At 70.9% G+C, this 16,922-nt stretch carries 16 protein-coding genes; 4 read left to right on the forward strand and 12 right to left on the reverse strand.

Annotation, left to right across the window (positions count from 1 at the left end; translation table 11 throughout):
- Nucleotides 1–291: 291 nt before the first annotated feature.
- Nucleotides 292–1,326, reverse strand: a complete 1,035-nt coding sequence (locus BM140_RS07230; protein WP_091943527.1) for a hypothetical protein — start codon at nt 1,324–1,326, stop codon at nt 292–294.
- Between the two features lie 280 nt (nt 1,327–1,606).
- Between BM140_RS07230 and BM140_RS07240 the strand changes: the two genes are divergently transcribed.
- Nucleotides 1,607–2,767, forward strand: a complete 1,161-nt coding sequence (locus BM140_RS07240; RefSeq protein ID WP_165616413.1) for a calcium-binding protein — start codon at nt 1,607–1,609, stop codon at nt 2,765–2,767.
- Between the two features lie 42 nt (nt 2,768–2,809).
- Here BM140_RS07240 and minC read toward each other — a convergent pair whose 3' ends face one another.
- Nucleotides 2,810–3,541 carry a septum site-determining protein MinC gene (minC, locus tag BM140_RS07245; protein ID WP_091943532.1) on the reverse strand — a complete coding sequence of 244 codons (732 nt, stop codon included), beginning with the start codon at nt 3,539–3,541 and terminating at the stop codon, nt 2,810–2,812.
- A 36-nt stretch (nt 3,542–3,577) separates the two neighbouring features.
- Complete coding sequence (locus tag BM140_RS07250; RefSeq protein ID WP_207549439.1) at nt 3,578–4,942, reverse strand: DUF2254 domain-containing protein; 1,365 nt, start codon at nt 4,940–4,942, stop codon at nt 3,578–3,580.
- A gap of 196 nt (nt 4,943–5,138) precedes the next feature.
- Between BM140_RS07250 and typA the strand changes: the two genes are divergently transcribed.
- The gene (typA, locus tag BM140_RS07255) at nt 5,139–6,965 is read left to right on the forward strand and encodes a translational GTPase TypA (RefSeq protein WP_091943536.1); all 1,827 of its coding nucleotides are present in this window, start codon (nt 5,139–5,141) and stop codon (nt 6,963–6,965) included.
- A gap of 170 nt (nt 6,966–7,135) precedes the next feature.
- Here typA and BM140_RS25785 read toward each other — a convergent pair whose 3' ends face one another.
- From BM140_RS25785 to BM140_RS07285, 7 genes are all read right to left on the reverse strand, one after another.
- A complete protein-coding gene (locus tag BM140_RS25785) occupies nt 7,136–7,303 on the reverse strand; it encodes a hypothetical protein (RefSeq protein WP_165616414.1) in 168 nt (55 codons plus the stop codon).
- Between the two features lie 52 nt (nt 7,304–7,355).
- Nucleotides 7,356–8,267 carry an NAD-dependent epimerase/dehydratase family protein gene (locus BM140_RS07260; RefSeq protein WP_091943538.1) on the reverse strand — a complete coding sequence of 304 codons (912 nt, stop codon included), beginning with the start codon at nt 8,265–8,267 and terminating at the stop codon, nt 7,356–7,358.
- Entirely contained in the window at nt 8,264–8,797 is a 534-nt protein-coding gene (rfbC, locus tag BM140_RS07265; RefSeq protein WP_091943540.1) for a dTDP-4-dehydrorhamnose 3,5-epimerase, read from the reverse strand. Before rfbC ends, BM140_RS07260 begins: the two co-directional genes overlap by 4 nt.
- A gap of 125 nt (nt 8,798–8,922) precedes the next feature.
- A complete protein-coding gene (locus BM140_RS07270; RefSeq protein WP_091943542.1) occupies nt 8,923–10,152 on the reverse strand; it encodes a class I SAM-dependent methyltransferase in 1,230 nt (409 codons plus the stop codon).
- Nucleotides 10,149–11,252 (reverse strand): CDP-glucose 4,6-dehydratase, encoded by a 1,104-nt coding sequence (gene rfbG / locus BM140_RS07275; RefSeq protein WP_091943809.1) that lies wholly within the window; start codon nt 11,250–11,252, stop codon nt 10,149–10,151. Before rfbG ends, BM140_RS07270 begins: the two co-directional genes overlap by 4 nt.
- Before the next feature lie 8 nt (nt 11,253–11,260).
- A complete protein-coding gene (gene rfbF, locus BM140_RS07280; RefSeq protein ID WP_091943544.1) occupies nt 11,261–12,028 on the reverse strand; it encodes a glucose-1-phosphate cytidylyltransferase in 768 nt (255 codons plus the stop codon).
- A gap of 31 nt (nt 12,029–12,059) precedes the next feature.
- The gene (locus BM140_RS07285) at nt 12,060–14,222 is read right to left on the reverse strand and encodes a glycosyltransferase (protein ID WP_091943546.1); all 2,163 of its coding nucleotides are present in this window, start codon (nt 14,220–14,222) and stop codon (nt 12,060–12,062) included.
- A 233-nt stretch (nt 14,223–14,455) separates the two neighbouring features.
- Between BM140_RS07285 and BM140_RS07290 the strand changes: the two genes are divergently transcribed.
- Nucleotides 14,456–15,121: a MarR family winged helix-turn-helix transcriptional regulator gene (locus BM140_RS07290; RefSeq protein ID WP_091943548.1), complete on the forward strand. Its 666-nt coding sequence runs from the start codon at nt 14,456–14,458 to the stop codon at nt 15,119–15,121.
- Nucleotides 15,122–15,127: 6 nt separating this feature from the next.
- Here BM140_RS07290 and BM140_RS07295 read toward each other — a convergent pair whose 3' ends face one another.
- Nucleotides 15,128–15,388: a hypothetical protein gene (locus tag BM140_RS07295; protein ID WP_091943549.1), complete on the reverse strand. Its 261-nt coding sequence runs from the start codon at nt 15,386–15,388 to the stop codon at nt 15,128–15,130.
- A 159-nt stretch (nt 15,389–15,547) separates the two neighbouring features.
- Here BM140_RS07295 and BM140_RS07300 point away from each other — a divergent pair, with 159 nt between their 5' ends.
- The gene (locus BM140_RS07300; protein ID WP_244535332.1) at nt 15,548–16,474 is read left to right on the forward strand and encodes a DMT family transporter; all 927 of its coding nucleotides are present in this window, start codon (nt 15,548–15,550) and stop codon (nt 16,472–16,474) included.
- Nucleotides 16,475–16,574: 100 nt separating this feature from the next.
- Here the strand turns inward: BM140_RS07300 and BM140_RS07305 are convergent, their stop codons facing one another.
- Entirely contained in the window at nt 16,575–16,853 is a 279-nt protein-coding gene (locus tag BM140_RS07305) for a hypothetical protein (protein WP_091943551.1), read from the reverse strand.
- Between the last annotated feature and the right edge of the window lie 69 nt (nt 16,854–16,922).

Consider the following 16,922-nt stretch of genomic DNA (forward strand, 5'->3'; position numbering starts at 1 on the left):
GGGCAGTGAGAGGTGGGGTGGAGCGGGGCTGGTCACGGGCGTTGACGTTTCCTTACCGACCCGCCCATTGATCGCCGGTAAGGTTACCGGGTGGTTAATTTTTTGCTTGTTCCCGGCAAGAATTGCCGGGCCGGTCATTTTTGCCGCCCCCCGTGCCGGGGCGGAAAAGCGAAAGCCCACCCCTCCCTTATGCGTGCCGGAGGGCCATCGGGATAAAAGTTAAGACATCGCGCGGCTCCCGGAATCCCTTTCCCGGGCGATCCTGTGATCCGAGGCCGGGCGCGATTCGGCTCAGCTCATGCCGCGCAACACCTTCGTCGTCAGGCGGCGGTTCTGGAAGGTCACGGTGACCGAGCCGGCTTGGCTCGGCGGCGACCAGACATAGACCTCGAAGGTGCCGAGCCCGTCGATCGCCACCGCGCTGTCGAGCCGCCCGCGGCAGCCGAACAGCCCCTCGACCTCCTTCAGGCTCATGCCGGTGCGGATGCGCTCGAACCGCTCTCGCGTCACGAGGCAGGTCCGGGGCGGCGCAGCCTCCGCGGGCGCCGCGCCGGGGCGGAAGGCCGGTTCGATCGAGAGCGCCGCCCCCGGCGCGAAGGCGGCCCGAGGAGCGTTCTGCGGGGCGTCCGAAGCAGCCTCGCGGCGCGACGGCGCGGTGGCCGCTGCCGGGGCCGATCGGGTCTCGGGGGCGAGCGTGGATGGCGGAACCGCCGCCGACGCGTGCGCGGCCGCGCGCGCCGGGGCGCGCCGCTCGCCCTCCGGCGGTGTCTGCGCCGCGCGGGCGCCGTCCAGCGGCACGAAGGCGGGGCCCGCGCCGCGGCGGCCGGTCCTGCGCGCCGCCGCGCCGCCGCCGGCGGCCTCGGGCAGGGCGTCGGACCGCAGGGTCGGGTTGGCGGAGGTCTCCTCGATTTCCGGGGGGCGCCTGCTCAGCACCACCGCCCGGCGCATGGCCTGGGCGAGGCGGTCCATCCGCTCGGTGAGGCGCCGCTCGCGCTCCTCGGCGTTCCGGCTCTGGCCGGGCCGGGCCGCCTCGCAGGCCCGGATCACCGCGACGAGGTCGCGGATGTTCTCACCGCTCCACGCCGCGGCCGGCTTGCCGAACAGGAGGAGCGGAGCGGTCTCGTCCGCCTTCCCGTCGCCTTGTCCGGTCTCGTCGCCTTTCCGCGCCCGCTCGAAGGCGGCGAGTTCCCCTTCCACCAGAGCACGGCTCTCGGCGCAACCGCCCTGCTCGGCGATGATCTCGGACAGCCGGGCGCGGAATGCGTCGTCGGCCGCCGCGAGGCTCGGGGCGAGGGCGATCAGGATCGCCAGGGCAGGCAGGCGCATCGGACGAGGCCTCCGGGTTTGCGATCCGGGATCGAACCCGCGATCCCGTGAAGCAAAGGTACGGCCAATGCCGAGAATGCGAGCGATCCCCATGGAAAGCCAGGGACAGGAGCGGAAACGCGGTCGCGCCGACGGTTCGACCGTCTTCCCCCGAACCGAGGCGATCGTCGCAGAATTTGTCTGAAATTGTGGCCGCGGCAAGCGTAGCCATTAATATCTCGGTAAGATAAATCCCCGACATCGCAACACTTGTTAAAGTCAGAAAATGATGGCCCGGGGGATGGATATGTCGTTCTTGAAAAAGATAAATGACGCTGACGATGAGATCGGGAGCGCCTTCAAGGTCAATCTCGTCAAGCAGATCGTGTCATCGAAGGATACGGTTCTGCCGGCCAACGTGCTGAATCTCGTCCTGACCGGAAAAGGCAGCATCAACGGGACCGGCAACGCCCTTGACAACGTCATCACCGGGAATGCGGCGCGGAATATGTTGAACGGCGAGGCCGGCAACGATCGCCTCATCGGCGGCGGCGGCAACGACTCCCTGAGAGGCGGCGACGGCAAGGATCATCTGTTTGGCGACGCTGGCGACGACTTTCTGTTCGGCGGGATCGGCGACGACTGGATGGATGGCGGCGCGGGCAAGGATTGGCTGTTGGGCGAGGCCGGCAACGACCGCCTTTACGGCGGCGCGGACGCTGACAAACTGAGCGGCGGTGATGGCAACGACCACCTTTACGGTGGCGCCGGCACCGATGAACTCAGGGGCGGTGTCGGGAACGATTGGCTGGACGGCGGTGCCGGGGCGGATGTGATGAATGGCGGCAGCGGCAGTAATACTTATATTGTCGATGATGTCGGAGACAAAGTGGAGGATTATTCTTCGGGAAATAATGAAATCAGCACTGTCATCGCGCGTGTTTCCTATGATGCCTTCGAGAATCGCCACATCGATAACATCACCTTGATTGGCAAGGATCAAATCGGTGCAATCGGTAACGAGCAGGACAACGTCATCACCGGCAACGCCGCCGTGAACGTCTTGCAGGGATGGGGGGGCAACGACACCCTGATCGGCGGCGCGGGCGCAGACCGTCTGTTCGGCGGCGCAGGCCACGACAGCTTCGTGTTCAAGGCGCTGTCCGACAGCCCCGGCGGCAGGGCCGGCCACGACATCATCGGCGATCAATACGACTCCTTCACGCGCGGCGACCGCATCGACCTCAGGGCCATCGACGCGAACACCAAGCTCGCCGGCGATCAGGCGTTCACGCTCGTCAAGGCATTCGGCGGCCATGCCGGCGAGCTTCAAGTGACGAAGATCAAAGGATCGACGGATCATGTCCTCGTCTCGGCGGACGTGAACGGCGACGCCAAGGCCGACTTCGCTGTGGAAGTCTTCACCAAGATCCAGTTGCAGGCGGGCGACTTCCTGCTGTGAGCAGGGAAGGCCCCCGGTCATCCGGGGGCCTTCATGAGGTCTTCAGTCGAGGGCCGCGATCACGATGGCGTCGCCGTCGAGCCGGGCCTGCACCGCCTGGCCGCGGCCCGTTGCACCGAGGTCGTCGGCGGTCTTGTAGAGGCCGTCGATGGCGATCAGTTCCGGCTCGAATTTCCGGCACAGGATGCGCGCGTTGGCATCGCCCACCGCGCCCGCGATGGCGCGGCCTCGCAGCGCCCCGTAGATGTGGATCGAGCCGCCCGCGATCACTTCCGCCCCGGAGGCGACCGAGCCCATCACGGTCACGTCGCCGTCGAGATGCTGGATCACCTGCCCCGAGCGCACCGGCGCGTCGAGCACGAAGGAGCGCGGCCGCGGCGGGGCCGGCGGGGCCGCGGCCTGACTTGGCGCGGTGGCCGATGGCGTGGCAGCGGGCGTCTCGGCGCCGGGCTCGGGCGCCGAAAAATCGTCGATCGGCTTGCCGCCCACCAGCGGCGGCGGGAAGCCGGGGCCGAGCGAGGTCGGGCCGATGCCTTCGATCCCCAGAATCGTGATCGAGCGCTTGTTCAGCTCGGCGCAGAGGTCGAGCAGGTCCGAGCGGTCGAAGGACAGGCCGGTCACGTCGAGGATGATCGCCCGCACCGAAAAGAAGGCGGGCGCGCGCTGCTTCAGGGCGTCGAGTTCGGCCAGCCACTGATCGACCGGCGGCACGGGGGCCAGCACCATCGCCAGGAACGAGCGGCCGCGGAAGCGGATCGGGGGGCGGGCGGTCACGGGAGGGGCCGGATCGGTCGGGTCATGCCGGCCAGCTTATGCCAGATCGCGGGGCCGTCCGCCCAGGGGCGGGGCGTGCTCAACAAGTATCGTGCGGGCCGCAGGCGGCGCGCTCGGCGTGTCGATCGCCGCCGCGTCCTGGCCGAAGGTCCGCGTGAGGGCCCGCAGGCGTTCCTTGTCGGCCTCCAGGGCGAGCGCCGTCTCGGCCCGGTCGAGGGCCATGCGCGACTGGTGCCGGGCCGCCGCCCTGAAGGCGGGATCGCCGATGCGGCCGAGCGCCGAGAGCCCCTTCTGGATGCGCAGCTGCACCTCGATCAGTCCGGCGCCGTCGCGGGCCATCAGCATGACGGCGTCCTCCAGCAGGTCGGCCGCGGTCAGCGGCGGGACGTGGATGCGGGGATAGGTCGGCTCGCGCTCCGGGGCGGCGGCGCTCTGGCGCGCCCACAGGCTCAGCAGGCGGATCGAGCGGCCGATCACGTCGATGGCGGTGCCGGGATCGTTCGTGGCGGGCGACAGCGCGCGGGAGCCGATCTCGCTCAGCACGGCGAGGCCGAAGCGCGGATCCTGGTCGAACGAGCGCTCGTTGCCGACCGTGAAGGTCCGGGCGACCGCCTTCGCCAACGCCGCGGGGTCGGTCTCCGCCTGCGCCCGCCCGATCCAGGCGACGGGCGCGTCCGGATAGGCGAAGGCGCCGGGCACCGCCCGGACGAACGCCTCCGTGCCGGCCGCCTCGCACAGCGCCGACAGGGCCGGCATGTCGATGTGCTGCACGTAGCCGATCGCCTCCAGACTCACCGGGACGGCGCCCTCGGGGACGGCGCCCTCGCGCAGGGGGCGGCCTCCGAGATAGGGCTCGCGCAGGCGCACCTCGATCGCCTTGCGGGCGGCGGCCTCGACCCGGTCGGTCGTCTCGCCGACGCGGCCGAGGCGGGTCAGGTGGTTGATCCAGCGTAGGAGCGTCACGACGATCAGGGCGATGACCGCGATGGTCACCACGAACAGGATGGCGCGGCCCTGCTCGCCATAGGCCCCGGTCTTCGACACGACGAGGCCGACGATGCCGAACAGGAACGAGCCGAGGAAGGTCGAGAGCACGGTCTGGGTCAGCCCGTCCTCGATCAGCAGTGTGGTGGCCCGCGGCGTGACGTTGCTGGTGGCCGAGCCGTAGGCCGAGACCGTGATGCTGAGCGAGAAGGTCGTCACCGTCAGCATGGAGGAGGCGATGACGGTGAGGATGCTGTCGAGGGCGTCGGTGCTGATCGTGCCCGGCATCTGCCAGGGCAGGTAGCGGTCGACCCCGGCCGCCAGCACCGCGGCCAGCACGCCCGTCAGGCCGATCAGCGTCGCGCGCACCCACAGGCGCCGCGTCAGCTGCGCCATCAACCATCGCCAGCGCGGCATCCGGTGTCCTCTCTCCCGTCCCGCCGGACATAACAGGGAAGACCCGCCCCGCGTCACACGCCCTTGCCGGATCGGTCCCCAGCTTATATTGCGACGCGATACCGCCCGAATCGTATCCTGGCGTCACGACCGTCGAACACGGCCCGCGACACGCCGCCTTATGGCCGGGTTTCGTCCGCTCCCTTCGAGAACCCCGATGAAGCTGCGCAACATCGCCATCATCGCCCACGTCGATCACGGCAAGACCACGCTGGTCGACAAGCTGCTCCAGCAGTCCGGCACCTTCCGCGAAAACCAGCGGGTCGAGGAGCGGGCGATGGATTCCAACGACCTCGAGAAGGAGCGCGGCATCACCATCCTGGCCAAGGCGACCTCGGTCGTCTGGAAGGACACCCGCGTCAACATCGTCGACACCCCCGGCCACGCCGATTTCGGCGGCGAGGTCGAGCGCATCCTCTCGATGGTCGACGGCGTGATCGTGCTGGTGGATGCCGCCGAGGGCCCGATGCCGCAGACCAAGTTCGTGGTCGGCAAGGCGCTCAAGATCGGCCTGCGTCCGATCGTGGCCATCAACAAGGTCGACCGGCCGGATGCCCGCATCAACGAGGTCGTGAACGAGGTGTTCGACCTGTTCGCGGCGCTCGACGCCACCGACGAGCAACTCGACTTCCCGATCCTCTACGGCTCGGGCCGCTCCGGCTGGATGAACACCTCGCCCGACGGCGACCAGTCCGAGGGTCTCGCGCCCCTGTTCGACCTCGTGCTGGAGCACGTGCCGCAGGCGAAGGTCGAGGACGGCCCGTTCCGCATGCTCGGCACCCTGCTCGAGGCCAACCCGTTCCTCGGCCGCATCATCACCGGCCGCATCGCGTCCGGCACGGTCAAGCCGAACCAGTCGATCAAGGTGCTCTCGCGCGACGGCAAGGTCGTGGAGACCGGCCGCGTCTCGAAGATTCTCGCCTTCCGCGGTCTCGAGCGGGCTCCCATCGACGTGGGTGAGGCGGGCGACATCGTCTCCATCGCCGGCCTGCTCAAGGGCACGGTCGCCGACACCTTCTGCGATCCGGCCGTCAACGAGCCGATCCAGGCCCAGCCGATCGACCCGCCGACCGTCACCATGTCCTTCATCGTCAACGATTCGCCGCTCGCCGGCACCGAGGGCGACAAGGTCACGAGCCGCATGATCCGCGACCGCCTGTTCAAGGAGGCCGAGGGCAACGTCACGCTCAAGATCGAGGAAGCCGCCGACAAGGATTCGTTCTACGTCTCCGGCCGCGGCGAGCTGCAGCTCTCGATCCTGATCGAGACCATGCGCCGCGAGGGCTTCGAGATCGCCGTCTCGCGTCCGCGCGTCGTCCTGGAGAAGGGCGAGAACGGCGAGACCCTGGAGCCGGTCGAGGAGGTCGTGGTCGACGTCGACGAGGAATACTCGGGCGTCGTCGTGCAGAAGATGTCGGAGCGTAAGGCCGACATGATCGAGATGCGGCCGTCCGGCGGCAACCGCCTGCGCCTCGTGTTCCATGCTCCCACCCGCGGCCTCATCGGCTACCAGGGCGAGCTGATGACCGACACCCGCGGCACCGCGATCATGAACCGCCTGTTCAAGGCCTACGAGCCCTACAAGGGCGAGATCGCCGGCCGCCGCAACGGCGTGCTGATCTCGAACGACAAGGGCGAGGCCGTGGCCTACGCCATGTGGAACCTCGAGGATCGCGGCCCGATGATGATCGAGCCCGGCGCCAAGGTGTATCAGGGCATGATCGTCGGCGAGCACAACCGCGAGAACGATCTCGAGGTGAACGTGCTCAAGGGCAAGAAGCTCACCAACATCCGCACCACCTCGAAGGACGAGGCCGTGCGCCTGACCCCGCCGATCCGCATGACGCTGGAGAAGTCGCTCGCCTGGATTCAGGACGACGAGCTGATGGAGGTCACGCCGAAGTCGATCCGCCTGCGCAAGGCCGTGCTCGACCCCAACGACCGCAAGCGCGCCGAGCGCGCCAAGGATTCCCTCTCGGCCTGATTCCGGTCGGCGTTCGAAACGAGAAAGGCCACGGTGCAGGGCGCGCCGTGGCCTTTCTCGTTTTCGAGTATCGTCCTGGATGTCGGATCCAGGCCGATACTCTACGTGATTGTGCCGCATCGGCTTTTTCCGAAAGCCGGTTCCCACCTCTCGGGCCGATGCTCTGGACGTCACCCGGCATGGGCGCTGAGGAACAGGCCGAGGCCCGCTGCCAGCAGCAGGCCGGCGATGCGGGCGAAGGCCACGGCGCCGACGCCGTCCTCCTGCCCACGCAGATGGGCGAGCTGCGCGAAGATCGCCGCCCAATAGGCCGCCCACAGACCGAGCACCGCATTCATCGCCCGCAGATGGGCTTCGGGAGGGGCCGCGGGAAGGCCCCGCCGCCGATCGTCACCGTGCCGCGTAGGCGGCGAGCGTCGCGCGCAGGCCCTCGTCCAGGCTGAGGCGGGGGCGGAAGCCGACGTCCTCGACGAGGCGCCGGATGTCGGCCTCGATGCAGGCCGGCTCCGTCGGGGAGAGGGGGCGGGCGCCGAAATCGATCAGCTCGGGGCGGTCCGTGAGCCGGCCCAGCGTCTCCAGGATCGCCCGCACCGGCACGGCCGCGCCGGAACCGATATTGACCGGGCCTTCGACGGACGAATCCAGCAGCGCCGCGAAGGCCTCGCCCGCGTCGGCGACGTGCAGGAAGTCGCGCCGCTGGCGGCCCTCGCTGGTGGCGACCCTGCGTCCGGCCAGCAGCGCCCGCGCCGCATCGCCGACGAGTCGGCCCGGCGCTTCGCCGGGGCCGTAGAGATAGAACAGGCGGCCCCAGGCCAGCGACAGGCCGGTGCCCGCGGCGTAGCCGGTCAGCACCCGGCGCAGGCCGTCCTTGGCGGCGCCGTAGAGGGTGGCCGGGCGGCAGGGGGCGGACTCGGTCAGGTGTCCGTTGGTCGTCGATGCCTGCCCACCCCCCGTCCAATCGTATTCCGCGCAGGTTCCCGCCACGACGGCCCGCGTGCCGCCGGCCTCGCGGAAGCCGCGCACGAGGTCGAGGCTGGCCGCCGTCCAGTCGAGGTTGTCCGGCGATTGCCAGTAGCGGCCGGGCTCGGTCACCCAGGCGAGGTGGAGGAGATGGCTCGCGCCGGCCGCGCGCAGGGCGGCGCGGCGGGCCTCCGCGTCGAGCAGGTCGGCAGGATGGACGACGTGGGCACCCTCGGGGGCGCGGCGGCCGACGGCGTGGACCTCGAAGCCGCGGGCGATCAGAGCCGCCACCGCGTGACGGCCGACGAAGCCGGCCCCGCCGGTGACGAGGACGCGCCTCACCGGGCCTTCCAGTCGGGATAGGTGCGGTCGCGCTCCGAGATGACCGTGACAGGCTCCGGCCACGTCACGTCGAGGGCGGGATCGTCCCAGCGCAGGCCGTCGGCGGCGCCGGCCACGAACGGGCGGTCGATCATGTAGAGGACTTCCGCGCCGTCGCTCAGGGCCTGGAAGCCGTGGGCGAAGCCCGCCGGAATGTAGAGCGCATGGCGGTTCTCGGCCGAGAGCGTCACCCCGAGGGAGCGCAGGTAGGTCGGGGAGCCGGGCCGCAGATCGACCGCCACGTCGTGGATCGCCCCGCTCGTGCAGCGCACGAGCTTGGTTTCGGCATGCGGTTCCCGCGCGAAATGCAGGCCGCGCACCGTACCGCGCCGCGCGTTGAACGACACGCTCGATTGCGCGAACCGGGCGGCCAGGCCGTGCCGGGCGAACGCGTCCTCGCAGAAGGTGCGGGCGAACAGGCCGCGCTCGTCCGCGTGCGGCTCGGGCGTGATCCGATAGAGACCGGAAAGGGGGAGGGACTCGAAGACCATGGGCGTCCTCATACCGATCGGCGATGATCCTGGCTCATCGCCGATTGCCCCCGCGACGGCGGGGCGGCGGGCGTCCGCCGGACGCACGGAACGGGACCATCCGTCCGGTTCCGTGCCGCTTGGTATCAGAACACCGTCAGTTCCGGAATCGCCACCGCGAACCGTCCGCCCCAGGCGCGGATCGCCGCCATCTCCCCCGCGATCTCGTCCTTGAGGTTCCAGGGCAGGATCAGCACGGTGTCGGGGCGCAGACTCAGGAGTTCCTCCGGCGAGACCACGGGGATGCGGCTGCCGGGGAGCCACGTGCCCTGCTTGTGCGGCGAGCGGTCGGCCACCGCCTGCACCAGTTCGGGGCCGATGCCGCCGTAATTGAGGAAGGTGTTGCCCTTGGCCGCCGCGCCGTAGGCACAGACCGTTTTGCCGGCTTCCCTCTCCGCGATCAGGAAGCGGAGGGCCGCGCATTTGATGTCGGCGACCGCCCGGCCGAAGCCGGCATAGCCGGAAGGGTCGAACAGGCCCGCCGCCCGCTCCGCGTCCCACACGCGGGCGACCGCCGGGTTCGTCGCGTGGGCGGCGGCCTCGCGGCAGGCGAAGACGCGCAACGAGCCCCCATGGGTCGGCCATTCCTCGACGTCGAACACCCGCAGACCGTGGCGGGCGAGGATGCCGGCCACGACCCCGAGCGACAGATACGAGAAATGCTCGTGATAGATCGTGTCGAATTGCCGGCTCTCGATCATCCGCAGGAGGTGCGGGAACTCGAAGGTCGCGACGCCCTCGGGCTTCAGGATCTCGGCAAAGCCGGCCACGAAATCGTGGATGTCGGGCACGTGGGCGAGCACGTTGTTGGCCGCCGTCAGGTCCGCCCTGTGGCCGGTTTGCGCGAGGCGGCGCCCGGCGTCGCGGCCGAAGAACGCCACTTCGGTCGGCACGCCGCGTTCCACGGCGACCCGGGCGACGTTGGCGGCGGGCTCGACGCCGAGCACGGGCACGCCGCGGGCGACGAAATATTGCAGCAGGTAGCCGTCGTTGCTCGCGACTTCCACCACGTGGCTGTCGGGCCCGAGGCGGAAGCGGTCGATCATGGCTTCCACGTAGGCCTCGGCATGCCGCAGCCAGCCGGCGGAGAAGCCCGAGAAATAGGCGTAGTCGGAAAAGATCGCCTCGGGGCTCTCGAAGGCCTCCAGCTGCACCAGCCAGCAGGCGTCGCAGACATAGGCGTGGAGCGGATGGAAGACCTCGCCCCGGTGCCGATGCTCGGGCGTCACGTAGGAATTGGCGAGCGGCGACAGGCCGAGATCGCAGAAGGTGCGGGTGAGGGGGGCGCCGCAGGCGCGGCAGGTCGGGCGGGTCACGGCGTGCCTCCGGGCTCGCGAAGGGCCGCGTAGCGGGTGATCTGCGCCTCGGTGAGCGCCCGCGGGTCGGCGCCCGCGGCGGCGTCGCGGTACCAGGCGGCGGTCCAGTCCAGCGCCGCGTCGAGGGGGAGGCGCCGCTCCCAGCCGAGCCGGGCGCGGGCCTTCGAGGCATCGACCTTGAGATAGGTCGCCTCGTGCGGGTGGGTTTTTTGCGAGAGGTGCCAGTCCGGCGGCTTGCCGTGTCCTTGGCCCCAGCCCCGGCTGAGCCGCTCGACCAGATACGAGACCGGCCGGCAATCCTCGTCCGCCGGCCCGAAGTTCCAGCCCTCCGCGAAGGCGGCTCCGTCCGCTCCGAAAAGGCATTCGGCCAGCCGCAGGTAGCCGGCCAGCGGCTCCAGCACGTGCTGCCAGGGGCGGATCGCGTGGGGCGCGCGGATCTCGACCGATTCGGCCGTTTCGAAGGCGCGGACGATGTCGGGCACCAGCCGGTCCTGCGACCAGTCGCCCCCGCCGATGACGTTGCCGGCCCGCGCGCTGGCGATCCGGGCCGGATGCCCGCCGGGCCCGAAGAACGAGGCGCGGTAGGCGGCGGTCACGAGTTCGGCGCAGCCCTTCGAGGCGCTGTAGGGATCGTGCCCGCCCATCGCCTCGGTCTCGCGATAGGCATAGGGCCATTCGCGGTTCTCGTAGGCCTTGTCGCTCGTCACCACCACGACCGCGCGCACGTCGCGGGCGGCGCGCACCGCCTCCAGCAGGTGGACGGTGCCCATGGTGTTGACCGCGAAGGTGCCGACCGGATCGAGATAGGACGGGCGCACCAGGGAGCGGGCCGCCATGTGGATCACCAGATCGGGCCGCGCCACCGCGAAGGCCTCGGTGAGCGCCTGGGGATCGCGGATATCGCCGATGCGCGAATATTCCGGCGGGAAGCCGAGCCGGTCGAACAGGTTCGGCCGGGTCAGCGGCGGCAGGCCGAAGCCGGTGACCCGGGCGCCGAGCCGTTCGAGCCAGAGCGCGAGCCACGCGCCCTTGAAGCCGGTGTGCCCGGTGAGCAGCACGCTCTTGCCGGCCCAGAAGGCGGGATCGGGCAAGGCCCCCATCATCCCCATCACCACACCTTCCACGGTGCGTCGCCCCGCGCCCACAGATCCTCGAGATGCTTCTTGTCGCGCAGCGTGTCCATCGCCTGCCAGAAGCCCGTGTGGTGATAGGCGTGGAGCTGCCCCTCGCGGGCGAGGCGCTCCAGCGGCTCGCTCTCCCACACGGTGGCGTCGCCCTCGATCCAGTCGAGCACCTTCGGAGACAGGACGAAGAAGCCGCCGTTGATGGTCGCCCCGTCGCCCGCGGGCTTTTCGCGAAACGCCCGCACGGCGTCGCCGTCGAGGTCGAGGGCGCCGAAGCGGCCCGGCGGCACCACCGCGGTGAGCGTCGCGAGCCGGCCATGCCCCTGGTGGAACGCCTTCAGGGCGGTGAGGTCGATGTCGGCGACGCCGTCGCCGTAGGTCATGAAGAAATCCTCGTCGCCGAGATAGTCGCGCACCCGCCGCAACCGCCCGCCGGTCATGGTGGCGTCGCCGGTCTCGATCAGCGAGACCTGCCAATCCTCGGCGGCCGAGCGGTGGAAGCGGACATCGCCGCTGCCCAGATCGAGCGTCACGTCGCTCAGATGCAGGCGGTAATTGAGGAAGAATTCCTTGATGACGTAGCCCTTGTAGCCGAGGCAGATCACGAACTCGGTGACGCCGTGGGCGGCGAAGATCTGCATGATGTGCCAGAGGATCGGCCGTCCGCCGATCTCCAGCATGGGTTTCGGGCGCACCACGGTCTCCTCCGAGAGCCGCGTGCCGAGCCCGCCCGCGAGGATGACGGCTTTCACGGCGCGTCTCCGGTCTGTTGCATCGCCCTGATCATCGCCAGGCCTCTACCATGCGTCGCGCGGCTTGCGGAAACCGCTCCGCATCGAGGGCGAAGGCGGGCGGCCGGGTGCCGAAGGCGTCCGGATAATACGGATCGCGGGCGAGCAGGGCGCCCCAGCGGCGGCGGAAGCGGGCCTGCTCGCCCGGATCGACCACGGGGATGCGGTTCTGGCTCTCGTAATGGTGGAGGCAGGCCTCGGCGCAATAGACCGTGCGCAGACCCCGCTCGTGCAGGCGCAGGCACAGGTCGATGTCGTTGTAATTGACCGGATAGGTCTCGTCGAAGCCCCGGATCGCCTCGAAATCGGCCCGCCGCACCATCACGCAGGCGCCGGTCACCGCGAGGTAGTTGCGGTTGGCCAGGCTCGATCCGCGGTAGCCCGGATCGTCACCGGGGAAGCCGCGGCGGACATGGTCCGGGAGGCCCTCGCCGAACACGACGCCGACATGCTGGAGCGTCCCGTCCTCGAACAGGAGCCGGGGGCCGACCGCGCCGACGCCGGGGATGGCGAGCAGGGCCAGCATCGCCTCGATCCAGTCGGGCGTGACGATGTCGACGTCGTCGTTGAGGAAGAGGAGCACCTCGCCGGCGGCCGCACCGGCGCCGAGATTCATCTTGGCCGCGATGTTGAAGACCGGATTCGGCCACGTCACCGTGCGGGCGCCGTGACGCTCCACCGCCGCCTTCGTCTCGGGCCGCAGGTCGCCGTTGTCGACCGCGACGATCTCGATGTTCCCGTAGGTGCCGGTGGCCCGGATGCTGGCGAGGCAGGCGGCCAGGAGATCGACTTTTTGCCCGCCGATGGTGCTGTCGCGCCCCGCGGTCGGAATCACGATCGAGACGAGCGGGCGCGCCGCGAGGGGCCGGCGCACGGCGAAGGCGCCCGGCCCGAGGCGGCGCGCGGTGCCGGCGCCGCCCGCGCGGGTGCCCAGCGCCCGCAGGGCCGCCGCGTCGTCGAGGGCCGCGCCCGCGGGGCGGTGGGCGAGCACCTGCGCGATGTGGCCGACCCGCGCCTCGTCCGCGGTGAGCCGCAGGACGAGATCGTAATCGAGCGCGCCCGCACAATCCGGCCGGAAGCCGCCGAGCGCGCGCACCCGCTCGGTGCGGGCGAGGGCGGGGCGGCCGATGAAGAAGGCGGCCTCCAGCGTCTCGGGCGACCAGTCGGGCTTGAAATGCGGGTCGGTCCGGGCACCCTCGGGGGTGAGCCGGTCCTCGTCGGCATAGACGAGGTCGAGGCCGGGCTCGGCGGCGATTCTGCGGGCGAAAGCCAGGAGGGCGTGGGGCGCAAGCACGGCGCCGGGCTCCAGCACCGTCACATAGGCCCCCTGTGCTGCCGCCAGGGCCGCCTGCAGGGCCGCCGCCTCGCCGGGGGCGTCCGGGCGGCAGGGGCGCATGCGCGGCTCGTCGGCGGGAGGGGGCGCCTCGGTCGCGAGGCACATCTCCCAGTCGGGATAGGCCTGCGCCCGCAGGCTCGCGAGGGTGGCCGTGACGCGATCCGCCTCGGCCGCGCGCGCGGCCATCAGCACCGAGACCGTCGGCCGGGCGGGCAGCGCGCGCACCAGCGCCCGCATCCGCTCCGTGGAGGGGAGCGCGGGTGCCTCCACCGCGGCGATCCAGTCCGCATAGGTGGCGGGTGGGGGGGCGGTCGCCCCGGCGCGGGTGAGGCGGCGAACGATCTCGCCCGGCGGCACCGTGCGCAGCAGGCCGAAGGCCCGCCGCAGGAGCCGCAGGGGCTTGCGCTCCGAAGGCGGCAGCCGTTCGAGGATTCGCCGGGCCCGGTACAGCCCGGCGGCGGCGCGGCCCACCGGCTCGACCGAGACCGCATCGAGCCGGAACCGCGCGCCGCCGGGCTCGATGTGAAGCGCGCGGGTGGCCGGCGGCAGGCGGATCAGGTCGTCGGTGCCGGGCCCGGACGGGAGCGGGGTCAGCCGGTAGCGGCGCGGCGCGTCGAGCCCCTCGGCCTCGACGGCGAGCACGGGGGCCGCCCCCTCGTGGCGGCAGCGGATGCGCACCCGCCCGCCCGACAGGCCCGCGACCGTGGCGGCGGGGCCCAGCGCCAGCACCGGAGCGGGGCCGGTCGCGATCCACGCGCCGTCGGCCGCGCGATGCAGGTCGCGCAGGGCGTGGAGGCCGAGCGCCTCGCCACGCCTCATCGCGGCGCTCCGGCGCGGTCGATCCGTAGGCGCCTCATCCGATATCGTCCTCCTCCCGTAATCCGCGCCGTGCATCCTCCGTCGAAAGCTGTGAGGCAAGCCCGCCGGATCGGGCGTTCTGTCATCGAAGCTTCATCGCAAGGCTTCAGATGCTGCCGCGAGGAGCGCCGTCACAACCACCACCCCGTGGCGGTCTCCCGGCTCGCCCCGCCTCCGCGCAAGGAATCTGGATCATGTCGGCGACGGCAAACGAGGCTTTCGCCGTGAGCGGCAAAGGGTCCGAAAAGGGGGGCGGCAAAGGCTCCGACAAGGGCTCGGACAAGGGCGCGAAGGCGGATCAGGACAAGACCGTCAAGCGGTTGCGCCCGCCCGCGGCCAAGAGCGTCGGCTGGGCGCTGGTGCAGGCGGCCCGCCTCCACCGGGCGCGGGTCGGCGACCGGCTCGCCGCCCTCGATCTGTTCGCCGGCCAGGAGCAGGTCGTGCAGGCGCTGGCCGCGGCCGGCAGCATGACGATGGGCGACCTCGCCGCGACCCTCCGGGTGCGCCCGCCGACCGCCTCCAAGACGATCTCGCGGCTCGCCGCCCTCGGCTTCGTCGAGCGGCGGGCGGAAGCCGGCGACGGCCGCATCGTGCGGGTGCGCCTCACCGAGACCGGGCTGGCCAAGGCGGCGGCCATCGAGCGGATCTGGGACGAGGTCGAGGCCGAACTGCTCGAAGGCTTCGACAACAAGGAGCGGCGGCGCCTGCGCAAGCTGCTGCGTCGGGTCGCCCGCAGCCTCGCCGAGGCCGCGGGCGTGACCGGCCACGAGGCCGATCACGAGATGGACGGCGAGGCGGACGACGACGAGGCCGACGCCCTGCTCGGCCCCGCCACCGACGGCGTGGCGACGGAAACGTAAATCCGATCAATCCTCGTCGTCGTCCTCGTCGATCTCGTAGACCCGGCGGACCGAGCGGCGCTCGATGACGCGCACCGGGCGCTCCTCGATCTCCTCGACGCGACGGTATTGCCGCACCGGCCGGTAGCCGTCGCGATAGCCGTCGTCGAGCACGCGGGCGCAGCCGTAGCCGACGCAGGTGCCCCCGCCCCAATCGTAGGCCTGGGCGGGCCCGGCCAGCAGAGCGGCGGCGCTGGCGCCGGCCAGGATCACGGCAAGCTTGGTCATCGGCTTCGTCTCCTCAGCGTCAATGGGGCGGACAACGATCGTTTCGGCAAATCCGTTCCCCGCGCGGGATGGGCGCGGCTCCGCGTCGGCGGGGATGCCATGGCATCCGCCATCGACTAGGAGGACATCCGAGCGGCAGGCCGCGGGAGGAGCCGGAGCGTGGGCGCGCAACCATCCGCCGAGACGGAGCGTGCGGGCGCGCGCGATCCGCGTCGTCTCGTCGGCATCGCCCTGATGTGCGCGGCGCCGATCGGGTTCGCGAGCCTCGACGCCACCGGCAAGTGGCTCGCGGGCGCGGGCGTCGATCCCCTGCTGACGACCTTCATGCGCTACGCCGTCAACGTCGCGCTGGTCACGGCCTTCCTCAACCCGGTGACGCGGCCGGGCGTGGCGCATTCGCGGCGCCTGTCGCTGCAGGTGGTGCGCTCGCTGCTGCTGTTCGGCTCCACCGCCTGCAACTTCCTGGCATTGCGCTCGCTGCAACTGGCCGAGACCGTCTCGATCCAGTTCGCCGCGCCGCTGGCGGTCGCCCTGCTGGCCGGACCCCTGCTGGGGGAATGGTCGTCGCGGCTGCGGCTCGCGGCGGTGGCGGCGGGCTTCGTCGGCGTGCTGGTGATCGTGCGGCCCGATACGCTCGCGGCCAAGCCCGCGATGCTGTTCAGCCTCGGCAACATGCTCTGCTACGCGTTCTACGTGATCGTGACGCGCAAGCTCGCGGCGTACGATTCGAGTGCAACGACGATCTTCTACACCGGGCTGGCCGGGCTCGCCCTGATGACGCCGCTCCTGCCCTGGATCTGGGCGGCGCCGGGATCGCTTCAGGTCTGGGGGATGCTGGTGGCGGTGGGGCTGTTCGGCACCGCCGGACACTGGCTCCTGGTGCTGGCGCACGCACGGGCACCCGCGAGCCTGCTGGCGCCGCTGATCTACACGCAGATCCTGTGGTCGGTGCTCCTGGGGTACGGCGTGTTCGGCGACGTGCCGGGCGCCTGGACGCTCGCGGGCGCGCTCATCATCGTCGCCTCGGGCCTCGTCCTCATCGCCGAGGATTCTTGGACGAAGAGGAGGGCGAGGCGGCGAGCGTGAACCCGCCGCCTAAGTGTCTCTCACAAAACTCCCGCTGCGCCGTCGCGCCCGGAGAGGACACCGGCTGTGAACGGCAGTTTTGTGAGGCGCTCTAAGACGCTCAGCGGTAGTGGCGGTGACGGCGGTGATGGTGGTAGCCGCGGTGCGAGCGCATCCGGGTGCGGTAGGCGCGCCGGCCCGGATCGATCCCGAGCACGCCGTTGACGCCGCCGACGGCCCCGCCGACCGCGCCGCCCACCACCGCGCCGATCGGGCCGCCGACGCGGTTGCCCTCGGCCGCGCCGCGCTGCATGCCGCCGGGCACGCCCTGGGCCTGAGCCTCGCCGGCGAGCGGCATGAGGCAGAGCATCAGCCCTGCAGCGGCGGCGAGACGGATCATGTCGGCGTTCCCTTCATCCCTGGAGCCCGGGCCCGACGGCACCTCGCGGCCAACGTCCCCGGTCGGGAA

The sequence above is a fragment of the Methylorubrum salsuginis genome (assembly GCF_900114375.1).
Lineage (GTDB): Bacteria > Pseudomonadota > Alphaproteobacteria > Rhizobiales > Beijerinckiaceae > Methylobacterium > Methylobacterium salsuginis.

What these genes read in the sequence shown, in the direction of transcription:
- BM140_RS07230 (WP_091943527.1), bottom strand. Translation starts at nt 1,326, where the DNA reads ATGCGCCTGCCTGCCCTGGCGATCCTGATCGCCCTCGCCCCGAGCCTC.
- BM140_RS07240 (WP_165616413.1), top strand. Translation starts at nt 1,607, where the DNA reads ATGGATATGTCGTTCTTGAAAAAGATAAATGACGCTGACGATGAGATC.
- BM140_RS07250 (WP_207549439.1), bottom strand. Translation starts at nt 4,942, where the DNA reads ATGCCGCGCTGGCGATGGTTGATGGCGCAGCTGACGCGGCGCCTGTGG.
- typA (WP_091943536.1), top strand. Translation starts at nt 5,139, where the DNA reads ATGAAGCTGCGCAACATCGCCATCATCGCCCACGTCGATCACGGCAAG.
- BM140_RS25785 (WP_165616414.1), bottom strand. Translation starts at nt 7,303, where the DNA reads ATGAATGCGGTGCTCGGTCTGTGGGCGGCCTATTGGGCGGCGATCTTC.
- rfbC (WP_091943540.1), bottom strand. Translation starts at nt 8,797, where the DNA reads ATGGTCTTCGAGTCCCTCCCCCTTTCCGGTCTCTATCGGATCACGCCC.
- rfbG (WP_091943809.1), bottom strand. Translation starts at nt 11,252, where the DNA reads ATGGGGGCCTTGCCCGATCCCGCCTTCTGGGCCGGCAAGAGCGTGCTG.
- BM140_RS07285 (WP_091943546.1), bottom strand. Translation starts at nt 14,222, where the DNA reads ATGAGGCGTGGCGAGGCGCTCGGCCTCCACGCCCTGCGCGACCTGCAT.
- BM140_RS07290 (WP_091943548.1), top strand. Translation starts at nt 14,456, where the DNA reads ATGTCGGCGACGGCAAACGAGGCTTTCGCCGTGAGCGGCAAAGGGTCC.
- BM140_RS07295 (WP_091943549.1), bottom strand. Translation starts at nt 15,388, where the DNA reads ATGACCAAGCTTGCCGTGATCCTGGCCGGCGCCAGCGCCGCCGCTCTG.
- BM140_RS07305 (WP_091943551.1), bottom strand. Translation starts at nt 16,853, where the DNA reads ATGATCCGTCTCGCCGCCGCTGCAGGGCTGATGCTCTGCCTCATGCCG.